Raw genomic sequence first — 19,760 nt, 5'->3', positions numbered from 1 at the left:
TCTGAACTCTGAACACCGACATGGAGTAGGAGAGCGCGATGTCTAGCGTCAGTTCCCCGGAGACCGCGGCCGATCTCGCCGCCGTCGCCGCCCTGCTGGAGATGGCCGACCGGCTGGGCATCGTCCCGCTGCTGGAGCGCGGCGAGCCGGTCACCGCGGCCGAGCTGGCCGTGGCCGCGCAGGTGCCGGAAGAGGGCATGGCCGGTTTCGTGTCCACGCTGGTCGCGGCGGCGCTGCTGGTGCCGGCCGGGGGCAAGGAGTTCAAGGTCGCGGACGACTTCGCGGACCGGATCTACCAGGCCGGCTACCTCACCTGGTCGCTCCGGGCCAACCAGCCGTACGTCGAGCACCCCGCCGAGTTCCTGCGCGACCCGGCCGGCGCCGCCGCGCTGTACCAGCGCAACGGCCGTGAGGTGGCGGTCAGTTCGCGATGGATCGGCAGCCAGGGCTTCTACCCGGCGGCGACCGAGACGATCCTCGCGGCGCAGCCGAAGCGGATCGCCGACCTCGGCGCCGGCGCCGCCGGCCTGCTGATCGACCTGCTCGGTCGACTGCCGGAGACCACCGGAGTGGCGCTGGACATGAGCGCCGGCGCGTGCCAGGAGGCGGCCCTCGCGGCACAGGCCGCGGGCGTGGGCGACCGGCTCGACGTGGTGGAGCGGCCGATCCAGTCCATCGCCGACGACCCCACGCCGGTCGAGGGCGCCGATGTCATCCACGCCGGGTTCGTCTTCCACGACATCGTGAAGGAGGGCGACATCTTCGACCGGGTGCTGCGCCAGTGCCGGGACGCGCTGCGCCCGGGCGGCATCATGGCGATCACCGACGCGGTGCCGTACGCGCCGGCGGAGCGCGAGCGCCGCTTCAGCGCGCTGTTCACCTATCTGCACGCCGGGTTCATGAACGTGGAACTGCCCCCGGAGGAGGACTGGCTGGACCGCTTCCGGCAGGCCGGCTTCGACCAGGCGCGGCGCGTTCCGCACCGCTTCCCGGGCGGCCGGCTCTTCATCGCCACGAAGTGAGATAGGCCGTTCCAAGGCGGCACGGCGGCAAGGCGCACCCCGCCCGATGGGGACATTCCCCCGGGCGGGGTGCGCCTTGCCGCGTTCCCGTACGTCTACCCGGGCTACTGCCCTGAGGACTCGCCCGAGGGCTCCCTGGGCGCCCAGAACATCAGCAGGAACTCGACCGGCACCGTGGCGTTCTCCTCGTCGTCGGGCCGGTTGAACTCCTCCATCAACGCGGACAGCCGGGACCGGAACTCGACGGCCCGCTCCGGCGTCAGCCGGCGGTCCAGCGCCACGACCATCGGCCCGAGCGGGTCCGGCCGTTCGCCCTCCGCGGCTTCTTGCCCGGGCACGGCCCCATCCCCGGCTTCCGGCCCGGCGACGCCCCCTGCCCCGGTCTCCTGTTTGGACTCGGGCTGGAAGCGGCCGCTGATGACGTCCCGTACGAGCCGGTCGCGGAAGTCGTTCAGTGTCGCGGCGAACGCGTCGGCCAGGTCGTCCGCGTGGTCCGGCGCGGCGAGCAGATCACGGCTCAGCCGCAGGGCGAACTGCGCCACCTGGTACTGGCTTTCCTGAATGCCGGAGACCATCCGGGTCTGCGCCACCCTGATCAGCCCCGCCGCCTCCAGCACCTTGATGTGCCGGTAGAGCTTGGTGGTCGGCTGGTCCAGCAGCCGGGCGATGTCCTTGACCCGGTGCGACGCCTGTACGTCGCTCATCATCGTCCGCAGGATCGCCAGCCTCAGCGGGTCGGACAGGGCCTTGAGCGTCTCCACGTCGTCCACCTCCCGGACGACCACTCTCGCGTCGGCTTCTTCAGCCATGAATCCTTCTCCGTTTCCTCGTAGCGAACCATTTACTCAGATGCTACCGTTCACGCATGAGTGAACGCTTGCTGCAAGGTGATAGCGAAGCTCCCGCCCCCTCGGTCCCCCTGCGCCGCAACCGGCGCTTCCAGACTCTCTGGATCGGGGCGGCCGCGGCCAACCTCGGCCTGGAGACCGTGGAGGTCGCCTATCCCCTGCTGATCATGACCCTGACCGGGTCGCCCGCGCTGGCGGGCCTGTTCGGCTTCACCCAGATCGGCACCGCCCTCCTGGTCGGGCTGCCGGCCGGGGTGGTGGTCGACCGTATGGACCGGCGCCGGATCCTGCTGATATCCGAGGCCGTCCGCGCCCTCACCCTCGCCTTCATCGTCCTGATGCTGACGACGGACCGGGCGAACTTCGTCCTGCTGATCGTGGCCGCGATCGCCCTCGGCACCGGCACGGCCTTCGGCGCCCCGGCCCGCATGCTGCTGATCCGCGCCGTCGTGCCGGACCATCAACTGACCGCGGCGCTCAGCCAGGACGAGGCGCGCGGCGGCGCCGCCGCCCTGGCCGGACCGCCGCTCGGCGGCGCGCTCTACCTGGTCTCCCGTACGTTCCCGTTCCTCGCGGCGATCGCCGGATTCGCTATCTCGTTCCTCTGCGCGCTGTTCATCCGCGTACCGGAGGCGGCCAAGCCCGCCGCGCCGGCGGACGAGGAGCCGGAGAACGGCGGCGGGCCGGCGGGCGAGCAGCCGAAGAAGAGCGCGTTCGGACCGCTGGCCACCGCCTTCTCCGGGGTGCGCGAACTGCTCGGCGACCGGCTGCTGCGGTCCGCGCTGGCCCTGATCAGCATCTTCTACTTCAGCGTCACCGCCGCGATCCTGATGGTCCTGGTGACCCTGCGCGACCAGCACCACTCCCCCAGGGCGATCGGCCTCGCGCTCACCGGCACCGCCGTCGGCATGCTCGCCGGCTCGGTCCTGGTGCCTCGGCTCAACCGGCTGCTCAGCCCCGGGGCCCTGTTGCTCGCCGCGTCCACCCTGACCACCGTCGCGGTGGCCCTGCTCGCGCTGCCGTTCGGACCGGTCTGGGTCTTCGCCCTGCTGGCCCTGGCGGCACTCGGGCTGCCGGCGCTGAAGGTCCTCGTCGACATCATGATCTTCCGGCAGACCCCGGACCACCGGCGGGGCCGCGCCATCGCCGCGACCATCACCCTCATCGGCGCCGGATCCCCGCTCGGCTCCCTGGCCGGCGGTCTGTCGCTGCAGTTCCTCGGTGTCACCGGCGCCATCGTGCTGATCGCGGGCATCCAGGCCGTGATCACCGCCGCCGGGCTCGCGAGCCGGCACGTCAGATCCGCCCGCTGGCCGGCCTGACCACCCGTACTCCATGTACCCCCTGGACAGCCCGCACCGCCCTCCGGCCGGCCCTCCCGCTACCCCCCGCCGAAGAACCCACCCCAAAACCCGCCCGAGAACCCGTCTGAGAACCCGCCTCCTTACGAAAGCGAAGCTCAGCCATGCTCAAGCAGCCCATCTTCATCGTCGGCCACCCCCGTTCCGGCACCAGTCTGGTCCGCAGTCTGATCGAACGCAGCGAGCACGTGTGGAGCATCGGCCGCGAAGGCAAGCCGATCTGGGAGCGCGACAGCCTCCACCCGGGCCGCCGCGGCTGGCAGTCCAATGCCCTGGACGCCTCCGACGCGACCCCCGAGGTGGCGGCCCGGCTGAACGCGGACCTGCTCGCCGCCGCGCGCCGGCCCGGCGCCGAGTGGTCGGTCGCCGACAAGCTCGACCACCTCGACTTCCTCCGCTCGCAGGGCCCCCAGCCGTACTACTACGACGTGCCGTTGAAGGCGCTCCAGGAGCGCTTCCCCGGCGACCTGCCGGAGGGCCCGCCCACCACACGCGACGGCGGCGAACTCGACGAGATCACCCCGTTCTGCTTCCCGCCGCGCGGCGAGCGCCCGACCGAGGCCGAACTCGCGGACGGGATCCGGCTGGTGGAGAAGAGCATCCAGTCCTGCTTCCGGATCCCGTTCCTCCAGGCCCTCTACCCGGACGCGCGGTTCGTGTTCGTCGTCCGGGACCCGCGTACCAGCGTCGGATCCCTGATGGACGCCTGGCTCAACCCGCGGATGTTCTTCTCGTACAAGATGCCGGTGCCGCTGCGGATCCAGGGCTACTCGGACGTGTTCCCGTGGGGCAAGGAGTGGTGGAACCTGAGCCTGCCGCCCGGCTGGCAGGACTGGGTGGACCTGCGGCTCGCCGAGGTCTGCGCCCGCAACTGGCTGGCCCACAACCGGGCCGTCCTGGACGCCGCCTCGGCCCTGGCCCCCACCGGCAACTCCGTCCTGGTCCGTTACGAGGACGTCCAGGCCGACCCGGTCGCCGCGATGGAGGCCGTGGCCGAGGCGGCGGACCTGCCCTTCTCCGACGCCTGGGGCCGCCGCGATCTGCCCGTCGTGATGACCCAGACCACTCCCGACCCGGAGAAGTGGCGCCGTCACGAGTCGGAGATCCTCCCGGTCCTGCCGCTCGTGCGCGACCTCGCCGAGGAGGCCGGCTACGACGTGCGCTGACCGCCGGTCCCGGCACGGCACCGGCACCGGCACCGGCACCGGCACCGGCAGGGGACGGATGAACACGACGGCGGGGTACGGATTGTGACGCTCCCTCAGAACATGAAGGAAATCCAGGAGATGAAGGACATCCAGCTCATGAAGGCCGTTCGGGTCGGCCGGGCCGGCGGGCCCGAGGTCCTCGAACTCGTCGACCTGCCCCGCCCGTCGCCGGCCGCGGGCCAGGTGCTCGTACGGCTCGCCGCCGCCGGGGTCAACTACATCGACGTCTATCTGCGGTCCGGTCTCTACCCGGCGGAGCTGCCCTTCGTCCCCGGGCAGGAGGGCGCCGGGACCGTCGTCGAGACCGGGCCCGGGGTCGGCGGGGTCGCCGTCGGCGACGTGGTCGCCTGGGCGAACCTGCCGGGTGCGTACGCGCAGTACGCGCTGATCGACGCGGACCGGCTGGTGCCGGTGCCGGACGGGCTGGCCCCCGAACGGGCGGCGGCCGCCCTGCTGCAGGGCATGACCGCGCACTACCTGTGCCACGACACCTATCCGGTCCAGAAGGGCGACACGGTCGTCGTGCACGCCGCCGCGGGCGGGGTCGGGATGCTGCTGACCCAGCTCGCGGTGGCGCGGGGCGCCACGGTGGTCGGCACCGCGTCGACCGCCGCGAAGGCGGAGGCCGCGCGGTCCGTGGGGGCGACGGAGGTGGTCGACTACCGGCCGGGCGCGCTCCTTGAGGCGGTACGGCGGCACTCCGGCGGCATCGGCGCCGCCGCGGTGTACGACGGCATCGGGGGTCCGACGTTCGACGAGGGCCTGGCCGCGCTGCGGCCGCGCGGGGTCCTCGCGGTGTACGGGCAGGCCGGCGGCGCGGTGCCGCCGGTCGACCTTCAGCGCCTGAACGCCGCCGGGTCCGTGTACGTCACCCGCCCGAACCTGGTCCACCACATCCAGGACCGGGCGGAGCTGCTGCGCCGGGGAACCGCCGTACTCGAACTGGTCCGTGACGGGCATCTGGACGTACGGATCGGACAGCGGTTCGCCCTGTCGGAGGCGGCGGACGCCCATACCGCTCTCGAAGCACGGGCCACCCTCGCGAAGACCCTGCTCATCTGCGACTGAACCGCCCGAGCCGCCCGAGGCCGCCCGAGCCGTCTGAGTCATCCGAGCCGCCCGAGTCGCCTGAACCACCTGATCGGGCCCGGACGAACAGAGCCTTCGTCCGGGTCCGATTGCAGCCATTCCGGTACCGCGCCCCGGCCGCGCGAGGCTTCAAGGCGTGAAAAGCGCCTGATCACCGGCCGGGAGCGCGGTCGGCGGCGGGCGGTGTCGCACAGGAATCGCATGGCTGTCACACAGCGGTCACACAGCCATCATCGCCCCATCGCGCCCGGGGACTTCGGCGTGTCCGAAACACCTGCCCTCGCGGGCCGACCGTCGTTGATCGGCTTCCCGCTCCCTCACATACTGCGCTGACCAGCGGCGGGTTCCTGATACCCCCGGCTGGACGTCATCACTCCACCTCATCCCACCCTCCTGGGGGAGACTTGCGCGCACATGTGAACAGAGCACGCGCCTTCACCATCGCGGCGGCCACCTCGGTGGCCCTGGTCGCCGGCATGACCGGCCCCGCGATGGCGATCGACGCGCACACCACGGCCGCGTCCGGCGGCACACCCGGCGCCCCGCGCACCGGCGGCGGCGAGCGGATCCCGCTCGTCACCGGCGACCGCGTGGTGGTCGACGGCAAGGGCAAAATGGTGGGCTTCGAGCCCGCCAAGGGCCGCGAGCACATACCCGTCGAGGTGCAGCGCCTCAAGGACCGCACCCTGCTGATCCCCGCCGACGCGCAGCACCTGATCGCGACGGGCCGGCTGGACCAGCGGCTGTTCGATCTCAAGGTGCTGACCGATCCTCGGCTGCGCGAGAGCCACCGCGCCGGGCTCAAGCTGATCGTGCGGTACGGAAAGAACGCCACCGCCGCCCGCGCCGAGGTACGCGCGGCCGGCGACACCGAGGTACGTCGCACCTTCCCGGCCATCGGCGCCGACGCGATCCGTACGTCCCCGGACGACCTCGCCCAGGTGTGGAACGCGCTGACCAGCCAGGGGAAGACCGGCATCCGGGCCGCCGCGCCCGGTATCGACAGTGTGTGGCTGGACGGGGTACGCGGCGCCAGCCTGGACCGCAGCGTCCGGCAGATCGGCGCCGACAAGGCGTGGGAGTCCGGGTTCGACGGCACGGGCGTCAAGATCGCCGTCCTCGACACCGGTGTCGACACGACCCACGCCGATCTGAAGACCCAGGTCGTCGAGGCGAAGAACTTCTCCACGTCGGCCGACACCGTGGACCGGGTCGGCCACGGCACCCATGTCGCGTCGATCGCCGCCGGCACCGGCGCCGCGTCCGGTGGCCGCTACAAGGGCGTCGCCCCCGGCGCCAAGCTGCTCAGCGGAAAGGTCCTCGGCGACGAGGGCTGGGGCGACGACTCCGCCATCATCGCGGGCATGGAGTGGGCCGCGGCCGAGGGCGCCGACGTGATCAACCTCAGCCTCGGCTCCCCCGACGGCCCCGGCGTCGACCCGCTGGAGGAGACCGTCGACCGGCTGTCCGCCGAGAAGGGCGTCCTGTTCGCCATCGCGGCGGGCAACGAGGGCGAGTACGGCGCGTCGAGCGTGGACTCGCCGGGCACCGCCGACGCGGCGCTGACCGTCGGCGCCGTCGACAAGGACGACAAGCTCGCGTCCTTCTCCAGCACCGGTCCGCGCGTCGGCGACGGCGCCGTCAAGCCGGACGTGACCGCGCCCGGTGTCGCCATCGCCGCGGCGGCCGCCGCCGGCAGCGCCATCGACACGAGCCCCGGAACTCCGCACCCGGCGCCGGGCTATCTGCAGATCGACGGCACCTCGATGGCGACCCCGCATGTCGCGGGCGCCGCCGCGATCCTGAAGCAGCGGCACCCGGAGTGGAAGTCCGCCGAGCTGAAGGGCGCCCTGACCGGATCCGCCAAGGGCGGCGACTACACCCCCTTCCAGCAGGGCACGGGCCGGATCCGGGTGGACGAGGCGCTCGCGCAGAGTGTCGTCGCCGAGCCGGTGTCGCTGAACTTCGGCACGGCCCAGTGGCCGCACACCGACGACAAGCCCGTCACCCGGAAGCTCGCCTACCGCAACCTCGGGGCCTCGGACGTCACCCTGGACCTCGCGGTGTCCGCGCTCGATCCGGCGGGCAAGCCCGCCCCGGCCGGGTTCTTCGCGCTCGGCGCCCCGCGGGTGACCGTGCCCGCCGGCGGCACGGCCGAGGTCGATCTCGTCGCCGACACGAGCGTGGGCGACGCCGACGGCACCTACTCGGCGTACGTCACCGCCACCGGCGCGGGCCGAAGTGTCCGTACGGCCGCCGTGGCGGTCCGGGAGGCCGAGTCGTACGACCTGACGATCCGGACCCTCGGCCGCGACGGTGCCGACGCCGCGAACTTCGCCAACACGCTGCTCGGCGTCTCCGGCCCGGCCGCGGGCTACCAGGCCCGGATCGCCGACGAGCCGGGCAGTCACACGCTGCGGGTGCCGAAGGGCTCGTACACCCTGAGCACCGCCGTCTACCAGGACCCGTCCGACTACACCCAGGGCACGGACTGGATCGCCCAGCCGAGGCTGGACGTCACCGGGGACACCACGGTCACCCCGGACGCCCGGACCACCAAGCCGGTGGACCTCACCGTGCCCGGCATCGACCAGGCCGACTTCGGCGGCACGTTCTACCAGCGTTCCACCCCGGAGATCGGCCATGTCGGCGACGGCTGGGTGCTGCGGGGCTTCGCCGGTTTCCGCACCGCCCACATGGGTCCGGCCCTCACCGACGGCTCGCTCCTGCAGACCTGGGACGCGCACTTCCTCAAGGACGCCACCAGCCAGTACGCGGTGGCCTTCGGCGGGAAGACGAGCACGGTCGCGACCGGCTACACCCGGCATGTGAAGGCGAGCGAGCTCGCCACGGTCAAGGTCGGTCTCGGCGCCTCCGCCGCCGGGAAGCAGGCCTTCGCCTCCCCCTTCGCCCAGCTGCCGGGCGCCCCGGAGGGCAACGGCTTCTTCGCGCCGCAGTCGGCGCCGGGCACCCGCACCTTCTACGTCTCCACCGCCGACGGCGCCACCTGGCTCACCCGCTACCACCAGCTGGGCGACCCCGACGAGTGGGGCGGCCCGGCCCTGGAGGGCTCCTTCGAGATGGTACGGCCGAAGCGCTACGAGGCGGGCAAGTCCTACCGGGAGACCTTCAACACCGGTGTCTTCGGCCCGCTCCTGGGCGAGGGCATGGGCGTGTTCCGTACCGCTGCGGACCCGGCCACCGGTGAGCAGCAGATCGTCGGCGCCGTACCGCTGTTCTCCGACGGCGAGGGCCACGCGGGCATGATGCCGGACCTCACGGCCACGTCGACGCTCTACCGCGACGGCGTCAAGGTCGGCGAGAACGACGACGCCCTCAGCGGCTGGAAGCCCTTCACCGTCGACGGCTCCGACGCCTCGTACCGGCTGACGACCACCGTGGAACGCCCGGCGACCCTGGCCGCCGCCTCCACCCGGATCGACACCGACTTCACCTTCCGCTCGAAGCCGGTCACGGCCACCACCGCGCTCCCGGTGTCCACCGTCCGCTTCGCGCCGCCGGTCGACCTCTCCTCGCGCGCCCCGCAGCTCGCTCCGCTCACGGTCCCGGTGACCGTGCAGGGCGCGGCGGCCGGAGCGAACCTCAAGTCGCTCACGATTTCGGTGAGTTACGACAACGGGAAGAGCTGGAAGCCGGTGCCGGTGCAGAACGGCACGATCGTCGTGAAGAGCCCGGCGACGGACGCCGCCGTCTCGCTCGCCGCCGAGGTCACGGACAAGGAGGGCAACGTCTCGAAGCTGACCGTCCACAACGCGTGGTACGGCAAGTGACCTTGCCCCGTCACCCCGGCCCGCGCACCAGGGGCCGGTCACACTGAAGGAAGGCGTCCGCCCCGGGCCGAAACCCGGGGCGGACGCCTTTCCGGTGCGGGCCATCTCTCGGCGCGGATGCACTTCGGCGCGGGCCGGTGGAACTCCCGCTGTTTCAGACCGCGTTCAGCGCCACCGTGGGATGGACACGTGAGGCGCGGATCGCCGGATAGAGCCCCGCGACGACCCCGATCAGCAGGGTGGCGGCGAAGCCGCCCGCGAGGGACCACGGCGGGACCACCGCCGTCCACCCCTGGACCCGGGCGAAGCCGTACGTCGCGGCCACGCCGAGCAGCGCGCCCGTCGCCCCGCCCAGCGCCGACAGCAGCAGCGACTCGGTCAGGAACTGGAGGCGGATCGCGCCCCGGGTCGCGCCCAGCGAGCGGCGCAGGCCGATCTCCCGGCGGCGCTCCAGGACGGAGACGACCATCGTGTTGGCGACCCCGACCCCGCCGACCAGGAGGGCGACCGCTCCCAGGCCGAGCATCAGGGCCGTCAGGCCCTCGTCGGTGGCGGCCTTGGCGGCCAGCGCGTCCGAGGGCCGGGAGACCTTGATGCCCGCCGCGTCGCCGGGGCTGATGCTGCGGGCCAGGACCGCCCGTACATCGGCCACCGAGGCGTCCGTGGAGCGCTCGAAGACGGTGGTGGGGTGGCCGTCGAAGCCGAAGTAGCGGGTGGCGGCGGGGAATCCGACCATCGCCACCCGGTCGAGGGCGGGGACGAGTTCGAGCGGTTCGAGGATGCCGACGACGACCACCCGGACGTCGTTCATCATGATCGTCTCTCCGGTGCGGGTGATGCCGAGGCGCCGTGCGGCGACCGCGCCGAGTACGGCCGTCGGGAGGCGTTCGCCGGCCGGGGTCAGCCAGATGCCCTCCCCGACGGTGCCGCCGAGCGCCGCGAGCAGATCGGTGCGGACCGCCTGCGCGGTGACGCCCGCGGTGCGCTCCTCGGGGACGACGTCGCTGCGGCGGATCCGGGCGTCGAGGTCGGCGGTGGCCGTGGCGTGCCGTACCGGGCCGATGCGTTCGACCATCGCGACCGCGTTCTCGGGCAGCTTGACCGGGCGCCCCAGGGCGTCCTTGCCCGCCTCGGCGGTCAGGAGGTTGGTGCCGAGGCGGTCCAGCCGGGCCATCAGATCCGCGCGGCTCGACTCGGACAGCCCGACGACCGCCACCATGGTCGCGATTCCGAGGGCGATGCCGAGCGCCGAGAGGACCACCCGCGCGCGCCGGGCGCGCAGACCGGCCGCGCCGACCCGCAGGACGTCGGGAAGGGAGAGACGGGCGGGCCGGAGGTCGCTCTTCGTTCCGCTCCGTGTACCGCTCTTGGTACCGCTCTTGGTACCGCTCTTGGTACCGCTCTTGGTACCGCTCTTCATGGTGCTCTTCGAAGTCATGGACCGGCCTCCTTCGCGGCCGGGGCGCCGCCCGTTCCGGTGCGGGTGCCGGAGTGCGGGCCGGGTCGGGTGTCGTCGCGGGTACCAGAGCGGATGTCCGAGACGATCCGTCCGTCGCGGAAGCGGATCCGGCGCGGCAACGCGTCCGCGATCCCGTTGTCGTGGGTGATCACGCAGACGGTGGTGCCGACCGCGTTCAGTTCGCGCAGCAGCTCCATGACGATCTCGCCGGAGGCACTGTCCAGCGCGCCGGTCGGCTCGTCGGCGAGCAGCAGCCGGGGCTCCCCCACCAGGGCGCGGGCGATGGCCACCCGCTGTTTCTCGCCGCCGGACAGCTGGTTCGGCGTGTGCCCGGCCCGGTGACCGAGGCGTACCCGGGCGAGTGCCTCCCGCGCGCGGGCCCGCCGTTCCTTCAGGGGGACGCCCGCGTACAGCAGCCCCTCGCCGACGTTGTCGACCGCGTCGCGCCCCTCCGACAGATAGAAGTGCTGGAAGACGAAGCCGATGTGACGGGCGCGCAGAGCCGAGAGACGGGAATCGGGGAGCCCGGACACGTCGTGGCCGGCGATCCGGACACTGCCCTCGGTGGGCCGGTCGAGCGTGCCCATGATGTGGAGCATGGTGGACTTGCCGGAGCCCGACGGGCCGACGACGGCGAGGAGTTCGCCCTCATGGACGGTGAGGTTCACCTCGCGCAGGGCGTGGACACCGCCGGGGTACGTCTTGCCCGCGCCGCGCAGTTCGACGACGGGGGCGGGTCCCCGGTCCGAATTCCGGGCCGGGGCCGGGTTGGGGTACGGATACGGGTTGGGGTACAGATACGGGTTGGGCTTCATGACGCCGCCACTCCCACCGTGAGGCCGGCGCGCACATCCGGTCCGGAGACCTCGATCCGTCCGTCGGCGGTCATGCCCGTCTCCACGCGCACCATTCTCGACGTGGTGCCCTCGACGACCTGGAGACCGTAGCCGCCGTGCTCCCCGCGCAGGGCGACGACCGCCTCGACGGGAACCGCCAGAACTCCCTTGCGCGCCTCGCTGACGAAGGTCACGCTCGACGGCGCCTTGGGGTCCTCGCCGGACACGGCGCCCGCCCCGCCGTCCAGGACGACTTCGACCGTGATGCCGTCCTGGGCGGGGGCGCCGCCCCCGGCCCCGCCCCCGGCCCCGCCCCCGGCACCGGAGGAGTCGGGGCGCACCGTCCCGTCGACGTGCCCGGTCACGGTCTTCCCGCTCGGCAGGGTGACCTCGACCCTGGTGCCGCGCGCGGTGAGCGCGCCGTCGGTCTGGTCGAGTTCCGCCCGGACGACGGGCTTGGTGGAGGCGACGGTGAGGACCGTCCCGTCCGGGCCGACCCGGTCGGCGAGTACCGCGTCGGCGGAGACCACCTTGACCGGGCCGGGCTGGAAGACGACATCGCCCCGGCCGACCCGGCCGGTGGGTTCACGGTTCAGGGACTTCTGCCACCGCTTGACGGCGGCCGCGGTGTCCTCGCCGTAGCGCACGTCGACGTACAGGCCGGCCCCGTAACCCAAGTCCCGTAGATTGCGCTCCAGTTGGAGCACGTCGCTGCCCCGGTCGCCCACCTTCATCTCGCGGAACATCGGGACCGGCCCGTAGAGGAGGGAGACGGGCTTGTCGTTCAGTTCGTACAGCGCCTGCCCCCGGGTGAGGGTCCGCCCCTCCGCCGCGGCGACCGTGACGGTGCCCTCGACGGCGGACTTGACGGGGCGACGCCGTGCGAAGTCGAGCTGCCCGTCGACCGTCTTGGACCGTACGAGATCGGTCCGTTCGACGGTCGCGGTGGCGGGCGGCAGCCCGCCCTTCCCCTTGCTTCCCGGCGCGCTGTCATCGCCGTCGCCGAGGAACCAGACGGCCCCGACGGCGACGGCGGTCGTCGCGCCGAGCGCGACGAGTACGGTGCGGCGCCTCACTGCATGCCGTCCACGCTGTCGATCAGCTTCGACTGGCAGGCCTCGCGGGCCTTCTTGTACGCGGGCGAGTCACGGTCGAACGCCGGGTGCGCCGGGTTCGGGTCGCCGCCCGGCTGGGCGATGCCGCCGCTCATGGTGGGATTGACGAACCGGGAGACGCCATTGTCCCGCATGCACTTGGCGTGCGCGAGCATCGACTCGTACCCCTTCTGCTCGTCGCGCTCGGGTTCGGCGGCGAAGGCGTCCCGCAGTTCGCTGCCGCAGACCTGGTTCCTGCCGCCCTTGTACGCCTCGTTCTGACCCGGCTTGGAGGCGATCACCTCGATCTTCTCCCAGTCGAGATAGCCGCTGAGTTTTGGATCCGGGTAGTCCTTGTAGCCGCCCTTCACCCGCATGCACTGGACGTACTTCAGCTGGGCTTCGTAGAACTCGGTCTTCTTGGCGGGGTCGTCGCCCGCGCCGCTGCCGCCCTTCGAGGAGTCCGTGTCCGGTGCCGTACCGGACGCCCGGGGCACGTCGGCGATCGCCGTGTCCTCCTTCGCCGCCCCGGCGCCGTCGTCTCCGCCTCCGCACGCGGCGGTGAGGGCGAGTGCGGGCACGGCGACGAGAGCGGCGGCGCGCAGCCGGGCACGGGCGGGGCGCGGTCGGAGTCGGGGGTCGGGTCCGGGTCCGGGTCCGGGTCCGGGGATGTGCGGGCGGGGTCCGGGAGTGCGCGGGCCGGGCCCGGGAGTGCGCGGGCCGGGCCCGGGGATGTCGGTGGGGTTCATGCCCGGTACGTTCGCCGCCGTGCGTGATGGCCCGTCCATGACCATGTGATGGGAGGGTAACAATGCCTCCGACCTGCGAATCCGCCCCGTGTCCGGGCACATAATCGGTCCATGCCGCATGTACTTCTCATCGAGGACGACGTGTCCGTACGGGACGGAATGGAACTGGTGCTGCGCCGGCACGGGTACGGCGTGGACACGGCCGCCACCGGCGAGGAGGCCCTGGCCCTGCTGGCCGGGGAGGCGGGCGGGCGGATCGAGATCGCCGTCCTGGACCTGATGCTGCCCGGCATGGACGGCTTCGAGGTGTGCCGGCGGATCCGGGCCCGCTCGGCGACCCTGCCCATCGTCATGCTGACCGCCCGCGGCGACGACGCGGACATCGTGACCGGTCTGGAGGCGGGCGCGGACGACTATGTCGTCAAGCCCGTCACGGCGCCCGTCCTCAAGGCGCGGATCCGGGCCGCGCTGCGCCGCGCGGAGCCGTCGGTGCGGCAGGGGCCGCGGGATGAACTTCCCGATCTCGCCGGTCTGGTGATCGACCGCGCCGGACTCACCGTCACCAGGGACGGCGTCCCCGTCCCGCTGCCGCCCACCGAGCTGCGGCTGCTGCTGGAGCTCTCGGCCGCCCCGGGCCGGGTCCTGAGCCGTGAGCAGCTGCTCGAATCCGTCTGGGACCACAGTTTCCTCGGCGATTCCCGGCTGGTGGACGCGGCGGTCGGCCGGTTGCGGGCCAAGATCGAGCATGTGCCGTCCGCGCCCCGGTACATCCAGACGGTGCGGGGCTTCGGCTACCGCTTCGGGCCGCTGTGAGACGCCCGGGCAAGGCCGCCCGGGCGCCCGGGAGACGGGTCCGCCGATTCGCCGGCGGGCTGCGCGCCCGGCTCGTCGTCACCTTCGTCCTGGTCGCCCTCGTCAGCGCGGTGACCTCGACCGCCCTCGCCTACCGGGACGCCCGTACGGCGATCCTCCGGCGCACCCAGGACACCGCCGTGCACGATCTTCGGGAGCGGGCCGGCTCGGTCGCCGCCGACTTCGATCTGCCGCCCGACCAGCGGGCGCTGTCCCGGTTCGCGGCGAAGGTCTCGGACGGACTCGGTGCCCGTATCGTGGTCGCCCGCTACCGGGACCTGGTCGCGGTCTCCGACGCGTACGCGGACACCTCGGGCCGGATCACGCCCGAGCTGCGCGCCGCCGTCCGGGCGGGCGACGGAGCGCGCTTCCAGCGGGTGACGTGGGGCGGCGAGCCGTATCTGGTCGTCGGCATGCCCGTGGCGTACGCCGACGGAGACCGCCGCACCTCCGGTCTGGAGGTCTACGCGATCACCGACCTGCGGGCCGAACGCGACGACACCGAGGCCCTGTTGGCGTCCGTCCGGGCGGGCACCGTGCCGGTGGTGCTGCTGGCCGCCGCCCTGGCGCTGCTGGCCGCCGGGACGGTGCTGCGCCCGGTACGGAAGCTGGGCCGGGCCACCCGGGCGCTGGCGGGCGGCCGGCTCGACAGCCGGGTCGCCGTCCGGGGCAGCGATGAACTCGCCGATCTGGCGCGGACGTTCAACGAGACCGCCGACGCCCTCCATGCCTCCGACGCGGAGCTGCGCGAGCAGGAGGCCAGGGCGCGCCGTTTCGTGGCGGACGTGTCGCACGAACTGCGCACGCCGCTCGCGGCGATGACGATGGTGGCGACCGTACTGGAGGAGGACGCCGACCAGTTGCCGCCGGACGCCGCGCGGGCGGCCCGTACCGTCGGCGCGGAGACGGCGCGACTGGCCCGTCTGGTCGAGGACTTGATGGAGATCTCCCGTTTCGACGCCAAGGCGGTACGGCTCGACGCCGCCGAGACGGACCTGGCCGGGACGGTGCGGGCGTCGCTGGCGCTGCGCGGCTGGACGGACCGGGTGGAGGCACACCTGGCGGAGGGGCTGCGGGCGGTGGTGGACCGGCGCCGAATCGACGTGATCGTGGCGAACCTGGTGGGCAACGCGCTGCGCCACGGGGCTCCGCCGGTGACGGTGACCCTCGCGGCGGACGGGGCGGAGGTCGTCCTGGAGGTCGCCGATCACGGCCCGGGGCTGCCGCCGGGGGCCCGCGAACGGGTCTTCGACCGCTTCTACAAGGCGGACGCGGCCCGCACCCGCGGGGTGTCCGACGACGACGGCGGCGGGCACGGCAGCGGCCTCGGCATGGCGATCGCACTGGAGAACGCGCGGCTGCACGGAGGCACGATCGAGGTGGCGGGCCCGGGCACGGCCGGACCGGACGGTGCGCCTGACGCGGAAGGTACGTGCCGTGCAGGCGGTACGTCCCGTGCGGACGAGGTGGACGACGAGGCGGGTGAGGCGGGCGGTTCGGGTGGTCCGGGCGGTTCGGGCGAGGGGGTGCGGCGCGGTGCCGTGTTCATCCTGCGGCTGCCCCTGCGGCGTACGGAAGAGGGAGAGGAGACGGAGTGAAGCCTCGGTACACGGCTGTGGCCGCCGCGCTCGGGGCGGTCCTCACGGCCTGCGGGGTCCAGCCGACCGGAGTGGTCGGGGCGGGGGAGCCCGCGTCCGGGCTGACGCGCGGGATGCGGCTGTACTACGCGTCCGACTCGGGGCTGCGCGGGGTGCCCGTGCCCGACCGGAAGGTCGACGATCTCGACGGGGTGCTGAAACTGCTCGGCCAGGAGCCCCCGCCCGCCGAACAGCGCGACGGACTCACCTCCCTCGTCCGGCTCGGCGGCTACTCGGCGACGGGCGAGGGCACCCGGGTGACGGTCCGCATCGACGGCCCCCAGGCGACGGCACCGCCGCCCGGCCAGGGCACGGGCCAGTTGGTGTGCACCCTGGCGCGCGCCCAGTCCGTGCTCGACCCGAAGGTCCGGGCCGACGACGTCGAGGTCACCTTGCGGCCGTCCGGGGCAGCCGCGCTGGGCCCCTACCGGTGCGCGGAGTTCCGGGGCTGACGGACCGGCTCGGCCTCGCCGGGGGCGGCCACCCCGGCGAGGCCGAGAGAGTCCGGGAGAGTGCCGGGGCCCGGGGGAATGCCCGGGCCGGGGAGATTGCCCGGGCCCGGGGGAATGCTTGGGCCCGGGAGAGCATCAGGGCCCGGGAGCGCGTCGGGACCGGGCAGAGGATCAGGCGCCCGGGGAGCGGGACCGGACGGCGTCCTGGATCCTGAGCCGTCGCCATTCCCGCGGGGTGACCCCGTAGGCCGCCCGGAAGCGGCGGGTGAAGTGACTGGGGCTGGTGAATCCGCAGCGCGCCGCCACCGCAGAGACCGGAAGTCCGGCATGGCGCGGGGAGACGAGCAGACGGCAGGCCGCCTCCAGTCGTTCGCTGATGACCCACTGTTCCAGACTGATGCCGGCCCGACCGAGGACCGTGTACAACTGCCGCCGGGAGACGGCGTGTTCGCGCGCGATGCGGTCGGGTGTGAGGTCGGGGTCGGTGAGGTGGCGGCGTACGTACGCCATGATCCGGGTGGCGAGGCAGTCGTCGAGGGCCGAGCGGACCTCGCCGTCGTCCGGGTCGCGGGCGGCCGAGACGAGCAGGGCCCGGACCAGTTCGGTGGTGGCGTGCGCGAGCGCCGCCGCTCCGGGGTCCGCCGCCAGCGTCCCGGGGTCGCGCCAGAGGGTGCGCAGATGGCCGAGGACGAGGTCGTGCAGGGGGCTCGACCGCAGGCGTACGGAGGCGCGTACGACGGTGTCCACCGGGAGCCCCAATAGCTCCATGTCGAGAGTGAGGGCCTGGGAGGCGCCCTCACCGGACCAGCCGTAGCGGCGGGGCGCAAGTTCGTGGAAGACGGCGATGTCGTCCATGCCGAGGGTGTAGCGCTCGGCACCGTTCTCGGCACGGTGGACGCCGGAGGTCTGGAGCGAGACGGAGACCACCGGGCGTGCCCGGTGTCCGCGCACATGCCGGGCCGTCCGCCGGACCTCGAAGCCGGTGCCTCGGATGTCGAGCAGGTCGAGCGTGCCCAGCCGCCATACCTCCATCCGGGCGCGCATCGTCGTGCCGGGTTCCTCGTGGGCGATGTCGTTCGGCACCGAATCGTCCGTCAGCGCGTGGTGGAACGCCTCCACCCGGTCCTTCGGATCCAAGGTTTCCAGGTCCAGTAGCAACACGCGGTTCCCTCCCTCCGCACCGGCCCCGAGGCCGGTTCCCGCCCGGCGGCGCCGGACGGCCCGTGGCCTTCCGCGCCGAAGGCTGCACTGAGGGTCAAGTCCTCTGCACCGAGGGGCGACCCCGGGCGCCGGCGCCCGTCTACGTTCTCCACTGTCCCCGCGAAACCGGCGCGAGGACACCTCGTCGGCGGCCACCACCGGGCCGCCTGCCCTCCCCTCCCCTCCCCGACAGTCCCTTCCCGTCCCCCACCGAGAGGCCGGAGCATGCACGACCCCGCATCCGCCACCCCTGACACTCCCGACACTCCTGTCGCACCTGTCACCGTCACTCCCGTCACGCCCGTTCTGGAACCGGCCGCGCGCGAGTTCGCCGAGGCCACGTCCCGGCCGCCGTTCCTGTTCCAGATGCCGCCGGCCGAGGGCCGCAAGGTCGTCGACGAGGTACAGTCCGGCCCCGTCGAGCTGCCCGCCGTGGACGAGGAGTGGGTGACCGTGCCGGGCGGCCCGACCGGGTCGGTCCGCGCCCGGATCGTGCGGCCCGAGGGGGTGGCCGGCCCGCTGCCGGTCATCGTCTACCTCCACGGTGCGGGCTGGGTCTTCGGCAACGCCCACACGCACGACCGGCTGGTGCGCGAACTCGCCGTCGGCACGGGCGCGGCCGTGGTCTTCCCCGAGTACGACCTGTCCCCCGAGCAGCGCTACCCGGTGGCCATCGAGCAGAACTGGACCGTGGCCCGCTGGGTCGTCACCCACGGGCGGGAGCACTGCCTGGACCCCGCCCGGATCGCCGTCGCGGGCGACTCGGTCGGCGGCAACATGAGCGCCGCGCTGACGCTGATGGCCAAGGAGCGCGGCGGTCTCGACCTGCGCGCGCAGGTGCTCTTCTACCCGGTCACCGACGCGAACTTCGACACGGGTTCCTACCGTCAGTTCGCCGAGGGCTGCTTCCTGAGCCGTGACGGCATGCGGTGGTTCTGGGACCAGTACACGACGGACGAGGCCGACCGCGCCCGGATCACCGCCTCCCCGCTGCGGGCCACCACCGAGCAGCTGACCGGTCTGCCGCCGGCCCTCGTCGTCACCGGCGAGGCCGACGTGCTGCGCGACGAGGGCGAGGCGTACGCCGCCAAGCTCCGCACCGCCGGAGTGCCGGTGACCGCGGTCCGCTACCAGGGCATCATCCACGACTTCGTGATGCTGAACGCCCTGCGCGACACGCACGCGGCCCGGTCGGCGATCGACCTGGCGACCCGGACGCTCCAGCAGGCGCTGTCCGATGACTGAGCCGATAGCCGAGTCGTCGGCACCGTCCCAGGCCGTTCTTCCCGCCGACAGCGCGTCCGGGTCCGGGGCCGCGCCCGGGACTGAGTCCGGCGCCGGCGCCGCACCCGGCACCGGACCGGCCACCGGAGCCGGCGGCGTCCCGGCCCCGGGTGCCGATCCGCTCGACGGCGGGCGGCACTTCGAGCCGGACCTGCGCCGGATGACCCGGGTCAACCTGCGCCCGATCGCCTCCCCGATGCCCCTCGGGTTCTACGCCGTCGCCATCGCCTCGGTGATCGTCGGCTGCTTCCAGCTGGGGGTCTTCGAGGACGGCGCGCGGCGGGCCGTCGGTCTGGTGATCCTGCCCGCGTTCGTCCTCCAACTCCTGGTGGGCATCCTGGCGTTCGGCGCCCGTGACGTGCTGGCGGCCACGCTGATGACCTGTTTCTCGGGACTGTGGCTGGCGAGCGCGCTGACCATGGTGCTCGCCCCGCCGGACGGGGTGCGCGTCCTCGGCGTCCTCAACGCCGTCTTCGCGCTGTTCGCCCTGCTGATGGCGCTCGTCGCCGGCCGCAAGCGGGCCATGTGGCTGGTGCTGTGCACGGCGGTCCCCCGGTTCACGGTGGCCGCGCTCGCCAACCTCACCGGCGTCGAGTGGCTGGGGCTTCTCTCGGGCGGTCTCGGGCTGCTGCTCGCCGCCGTCGCGCTCTACACGGCGTTCGCGCTGATGCTGGAGGACATGCGCGGCACGGAGGTCCTGCCCATCGGCCGCAGCGGCCCCGCGCACCACGCCGTCGAGGGCGGTCTGTCCGTCCAGTTGCGCGACATCGAACGGCAGGCGGGCGTGCGCCGCACGCTCTGACCCGCCGCCCCCCTGTCGTACCTCGTACGGACCCGACGGACCCGTACGGATCCACCGCGGCTCCGTACGTTCCGGG

Annotated in this window: 16 protein-coding genes; 10 read left to right on the top strand and 6 right to left on the bottom strand. The window is 73.0% G+C overall.

Features of this window, described 5'->3' with window-relative positions; all coding sequences use genetic code 11:
• Positions 1–38 precede the first annotated feature (38 nt).
• Complete coding sequence (locus ABZ990_RS01340; protein ID WP_361223375.1) at positions 39–1,022, top strand: class I SAM-dependent methyltransferase; 984 nt, start codon at positions 39–41, stop codon at positions 1,020–1,022.
• Positions 1,023–1,126: 104 nt separating this feature from the next.
• Here ABZ990_RS01340 and ABZ990_RS01335 read toward each other — a convergent pair whose 3' ends face one another.
• Entirely contained in the window at positions 1,127–1,831 is a 705-nt protein-coding gene (locus ABZ990_RS01335; RefSeq protein WP_361223372.1) for a helix-turn-helix domain-containing protein, read from the bottom strand.
• A gap of 56 nt (positions 1,832–1,887) precedes the next feature.
• Between ABZ990_RS01335 and ABZ990_RS01330 the strand changes: the two genes are divergently transcribed.
• The 4 genes from ABZ990_RS01330 (at position 1,888) to ABZ990_RS01315 (ending at position 9,319) form a co-directional block, all read left to right on the top strand.
• Entirely contained in the window at positions 1,888–3,192 is a 1,305-nt protein-coding gene (locus ABZ990_RS01330; RefSeq protein WP_361223369.1) for an MFS transporter, read from the top strand.
• 143 nt (positions 3,193–3,335) lie between these two features.
• On the top strand, positions 3,336–4,397 hold the full coding sequence (locus ABZ990_RS01325; protein ID WP_361223366.1) for a sulfotransferase: 1,062 nt from the start codon (positions 3,336–3,338) through the stop codon (positions 4,395–4,397).
• Between the two features lie 102 nt (positions 4,398–4,499).
• Positions 4,500–5,507, top strand: coding sequence for a quinone oxidoreductase (locus ABZ990_RS01320; RefSeq protein ID WP_361223363.1), 1,008 nt, complete (start codon positions 4,500–4,502; stop codon positions 5,505–5,507).
• 437 nt (positions 5,508–5,944) lie between these two features.
• On the top strand, positions 5,945–9,319 hold the full coding sequence (locus tag ABZ990_RS01315) for a S8 family serine peptidase (protein WP_361223362.1): 3,375 nt from the start codon (positions 5,945–5,947) through the stop codon (positions 9,317–9,319).
• 154 nt (positions 9,320–9,473) lie between these two features.
• Here ABZ990_RS01315 and ABZ990_RS01310 read toward each other — a convergent pair whose 3' ends face one another.
• The 4 genes from ABZ990_RS01310 to ABZ990_RS01295 are packed head-to-tail and all read right to left on the bottom strand — an operon-like array spanning position 9,474 to position 13,289.
• Positions 9,474–10,757, bottom strand: coding sequence for an ABC transporter permease (locus ABZ990_RS01310; protein ID WP_361223358.1), 1,284 nt, complete (start codon positions 10,755–10,757; stop codon positions 9,474–9,476).
• Complete coding sequence (locus tag ABZ990_RS01305; RefSeq protein ID WP_361223355.1) at positions 10,754–11,593, bottom strand: ABC transporter ATP-binding protein; 840 nt, start codon at positions 11,591–11,593, stop codon at positions 10,754–10,756. Before ABZ990_RS01305 ends, ABZ990_RS01310 begins: the two co-directional genes overlap by 4 nt.
• Complete coding sequence (locus tag ABZ990_RS01300) at positions 11,590–12,690, bottom strand: peptidoglycan-binding domain-containing protein (protein ID WP_361223352.1); 1,101 nt, start codon at positions 12,688–12,690, stop codon at positions 11,590–11,592. The genes ABZ990_RS01305 and ABZ990_RS01300 overlap by 4 nt, the downstream gene beginning before the upstream one ends.
• On the bottom strand, positions 12,687–13,289 hold the full coding sequence (locus ABZ990_RS01295; RefSeq protein WP_361223350.1) for a hypothetical protein: 603 nt from the start codon (positions 13,287–13,289) through the stop codon (positions 12,687–12,689). Before ABZ990_RS01295 ends, ABZ990_RS01300 begins: the two co-directional genes overlap by 4 nt.
• 279 nt (positions 13,290–13,568) lie before the next feature.
• Here ABZ990_RS01295 and ABZ990_RS01290 point away from each other — a divergent pair, with 279 nt between their 5' ends.
• From ABZ990_RS01290 to ABZ990_RS01280, 3 genes are read left to right on the top strand one after another with little or no spacing between them, the layout of a single operon-like run.
• The gene (locus tag ABZ990_RS01290) at positions 13,569–14,270 is read left to right on the top strand and encodes a response regulator transcription factor (RefSeq protein WP_361223349.1); all 702 of its coding nucleotides are present in this window, start codon (positions 13,569–13,571) and stop codon (positions 14,268–14,270) included.
• Positions 14,267–15,907: an ATP-binding protein gene (locus ABZ990_RS01285; RefSeq protein WP_361223346.1), complete on the top strand. Its 1,641-nt coding sequence runs from the start codon at positions 14,267–14,269 to the stop codon at positions 15,905–15,907. The genes ABZ990_RS01290 and ABZ990_RS01285 overlap by 4 nt, the downstream gene beginning before the upstream one ends.
• Positions 15,904–16,398 carry a hypothetical protein gene (locus tag ABZ990_RS01280; RefSeq protein WP_361223344.1) on the top strand — a complete coding sequence of 165 codons (495 nt, stop codon included), beginning with the start codon at positions 15,904–15,906 and terminating at the stop codon, positions 16,396–16,398. The genes ABZ990_RS01285 and ABZ990_RS01280 overlap by 4 nt, the downstream gene beginning before the upstream one ends.
• Positions 16,399–16,569: 171 nt before the next feature.
• Here the strand turns inward: ABZ990_RS01280 and ABZ990_RS01275 are convergent, their stop codons facing one another.
• A complete protein-coding gene (locus ABZ990_RS01275) occupies positions 16,570–17,559 on the bottom strand; it encodes an AraC family transcriptional regulator (protein ID WP_361223341.1) in 990 nt (329 codons plus the stop codon).
• A 264-nt stretch (positions 17,560–17,823) separates the two neighbouring features.
• Here ABZ990_RS01275 and ABZ990_RS01270 point away from each other — a divergent pair, with 264 nt between their 5' ends.
• Positions 17,824–18,843, top strand: a complete 1,020-nt coding sequence (locus ABZ990_RS01270; RefSeq protein WP_361223338.1) for an alpha/beta hydrolase — start codon at positions 17,824–17,826, stop codon at positions 18,841–18,843.
• The gene (locus ABZ990_RS01265; protein ID WP_361223335.1) at positions 18,836–19,684 is read left to right on the top strand and encodes a GPR1/FUN34/YaaH family transporter; all 849 of its coding nucleotides are present in this window, start codon (positions 18,836–18,838) and stop codon (positions 19,682–19,684) included. Before ABZ990_RS01270 ends, ABZ990_RS01265 begins: the two co-directional genes overlap by 8 nt.
• The last annotated feature ends 76 nt before the right edge of the window (positions 19,685–19,760 follow it).

The sequence above is a fragment of the Streptomyces sp. NPDC046203 genome (genome assembly GCF_040646255.1).
Lineage (GTDB): Bacteria > Actinomycetota > Actinomycetes > Streptomycetales > Streptomycetaceae > Streptomyces.
This window is presented reverse-complemented; position numbering and strand designations above follow the sequence as displayed.

Coding starts and splice junctions, on each gene's coding strand:
- ABZ990_RS01340 (WP_361223375.1), top strand. CDS start 39: ATGTCTAGCGTCAGTTCCCCGGAGACCGCGGCCGATCTCGCCGCCGTC.
- ABZ990_RS01335 (WP_361223372.1), bottom strand. CDS start 1,831: ATGGCTGAAGAAGCCGACGCGAGAGTGGTCGTCCGGGAGGTGGACGAC.
- ABZ990_RS01330 (WP_361223369.1), top strand. CDS start 1,888: ATGAGTGAACGCTTGCTGCAAGGTGATAGCGAAGCTCCCGCCCCCTCG.
- ABZ990_RS01325 (WP_361223366.1), top strand. CDS start 3,336: ATGCTCAAGCAGCCCATCTTCATCGTCGGCCACCCCCGTTCCGGCACC.
- ABZ990_RS01320 (WP_361223363.1), top strand. CDS start 4,500: ATGAAGGAAATCCAGGAGATGAAGGACATCCAGCTCATGAAGGCCGTT.
- ABZ990_RS01310 (WP_361223358.1), bottom strand. CDS start 10,757: ATGACTTCGAAGAGCACCATGAAGAGCGGTACCAAGAGCGGTACCAAG.
- ABZ990_RS01305 (WP_361223355.1), bottom strand. CDS start 11,593: ATGAAGCCCAACCCGTATCTGTACCCCAACCCGTATCCGTACCCCAAC.
- ABZ990_RS01290 (WP_361223349.1), top strand. CDS start 13,569: ATGCCGCATGTACTTCTCATCGAGGACGACGTGTCCGTACGGGACGGA.
- ABZ990_RS01270 (WP_361223338.1), top strand. CDS start 17,824: ATGCACGACCCCGCATCCGCCACCCCTGACACTCCCGACACTCCTGTC.
- ABZ990_RS01265 (WP_361223335.1), top strand. CDS start 18,836: ATGACTGAGCCGATAGCCGAGTCGTCGGCACCGTCCCAGGCCGTTCTT.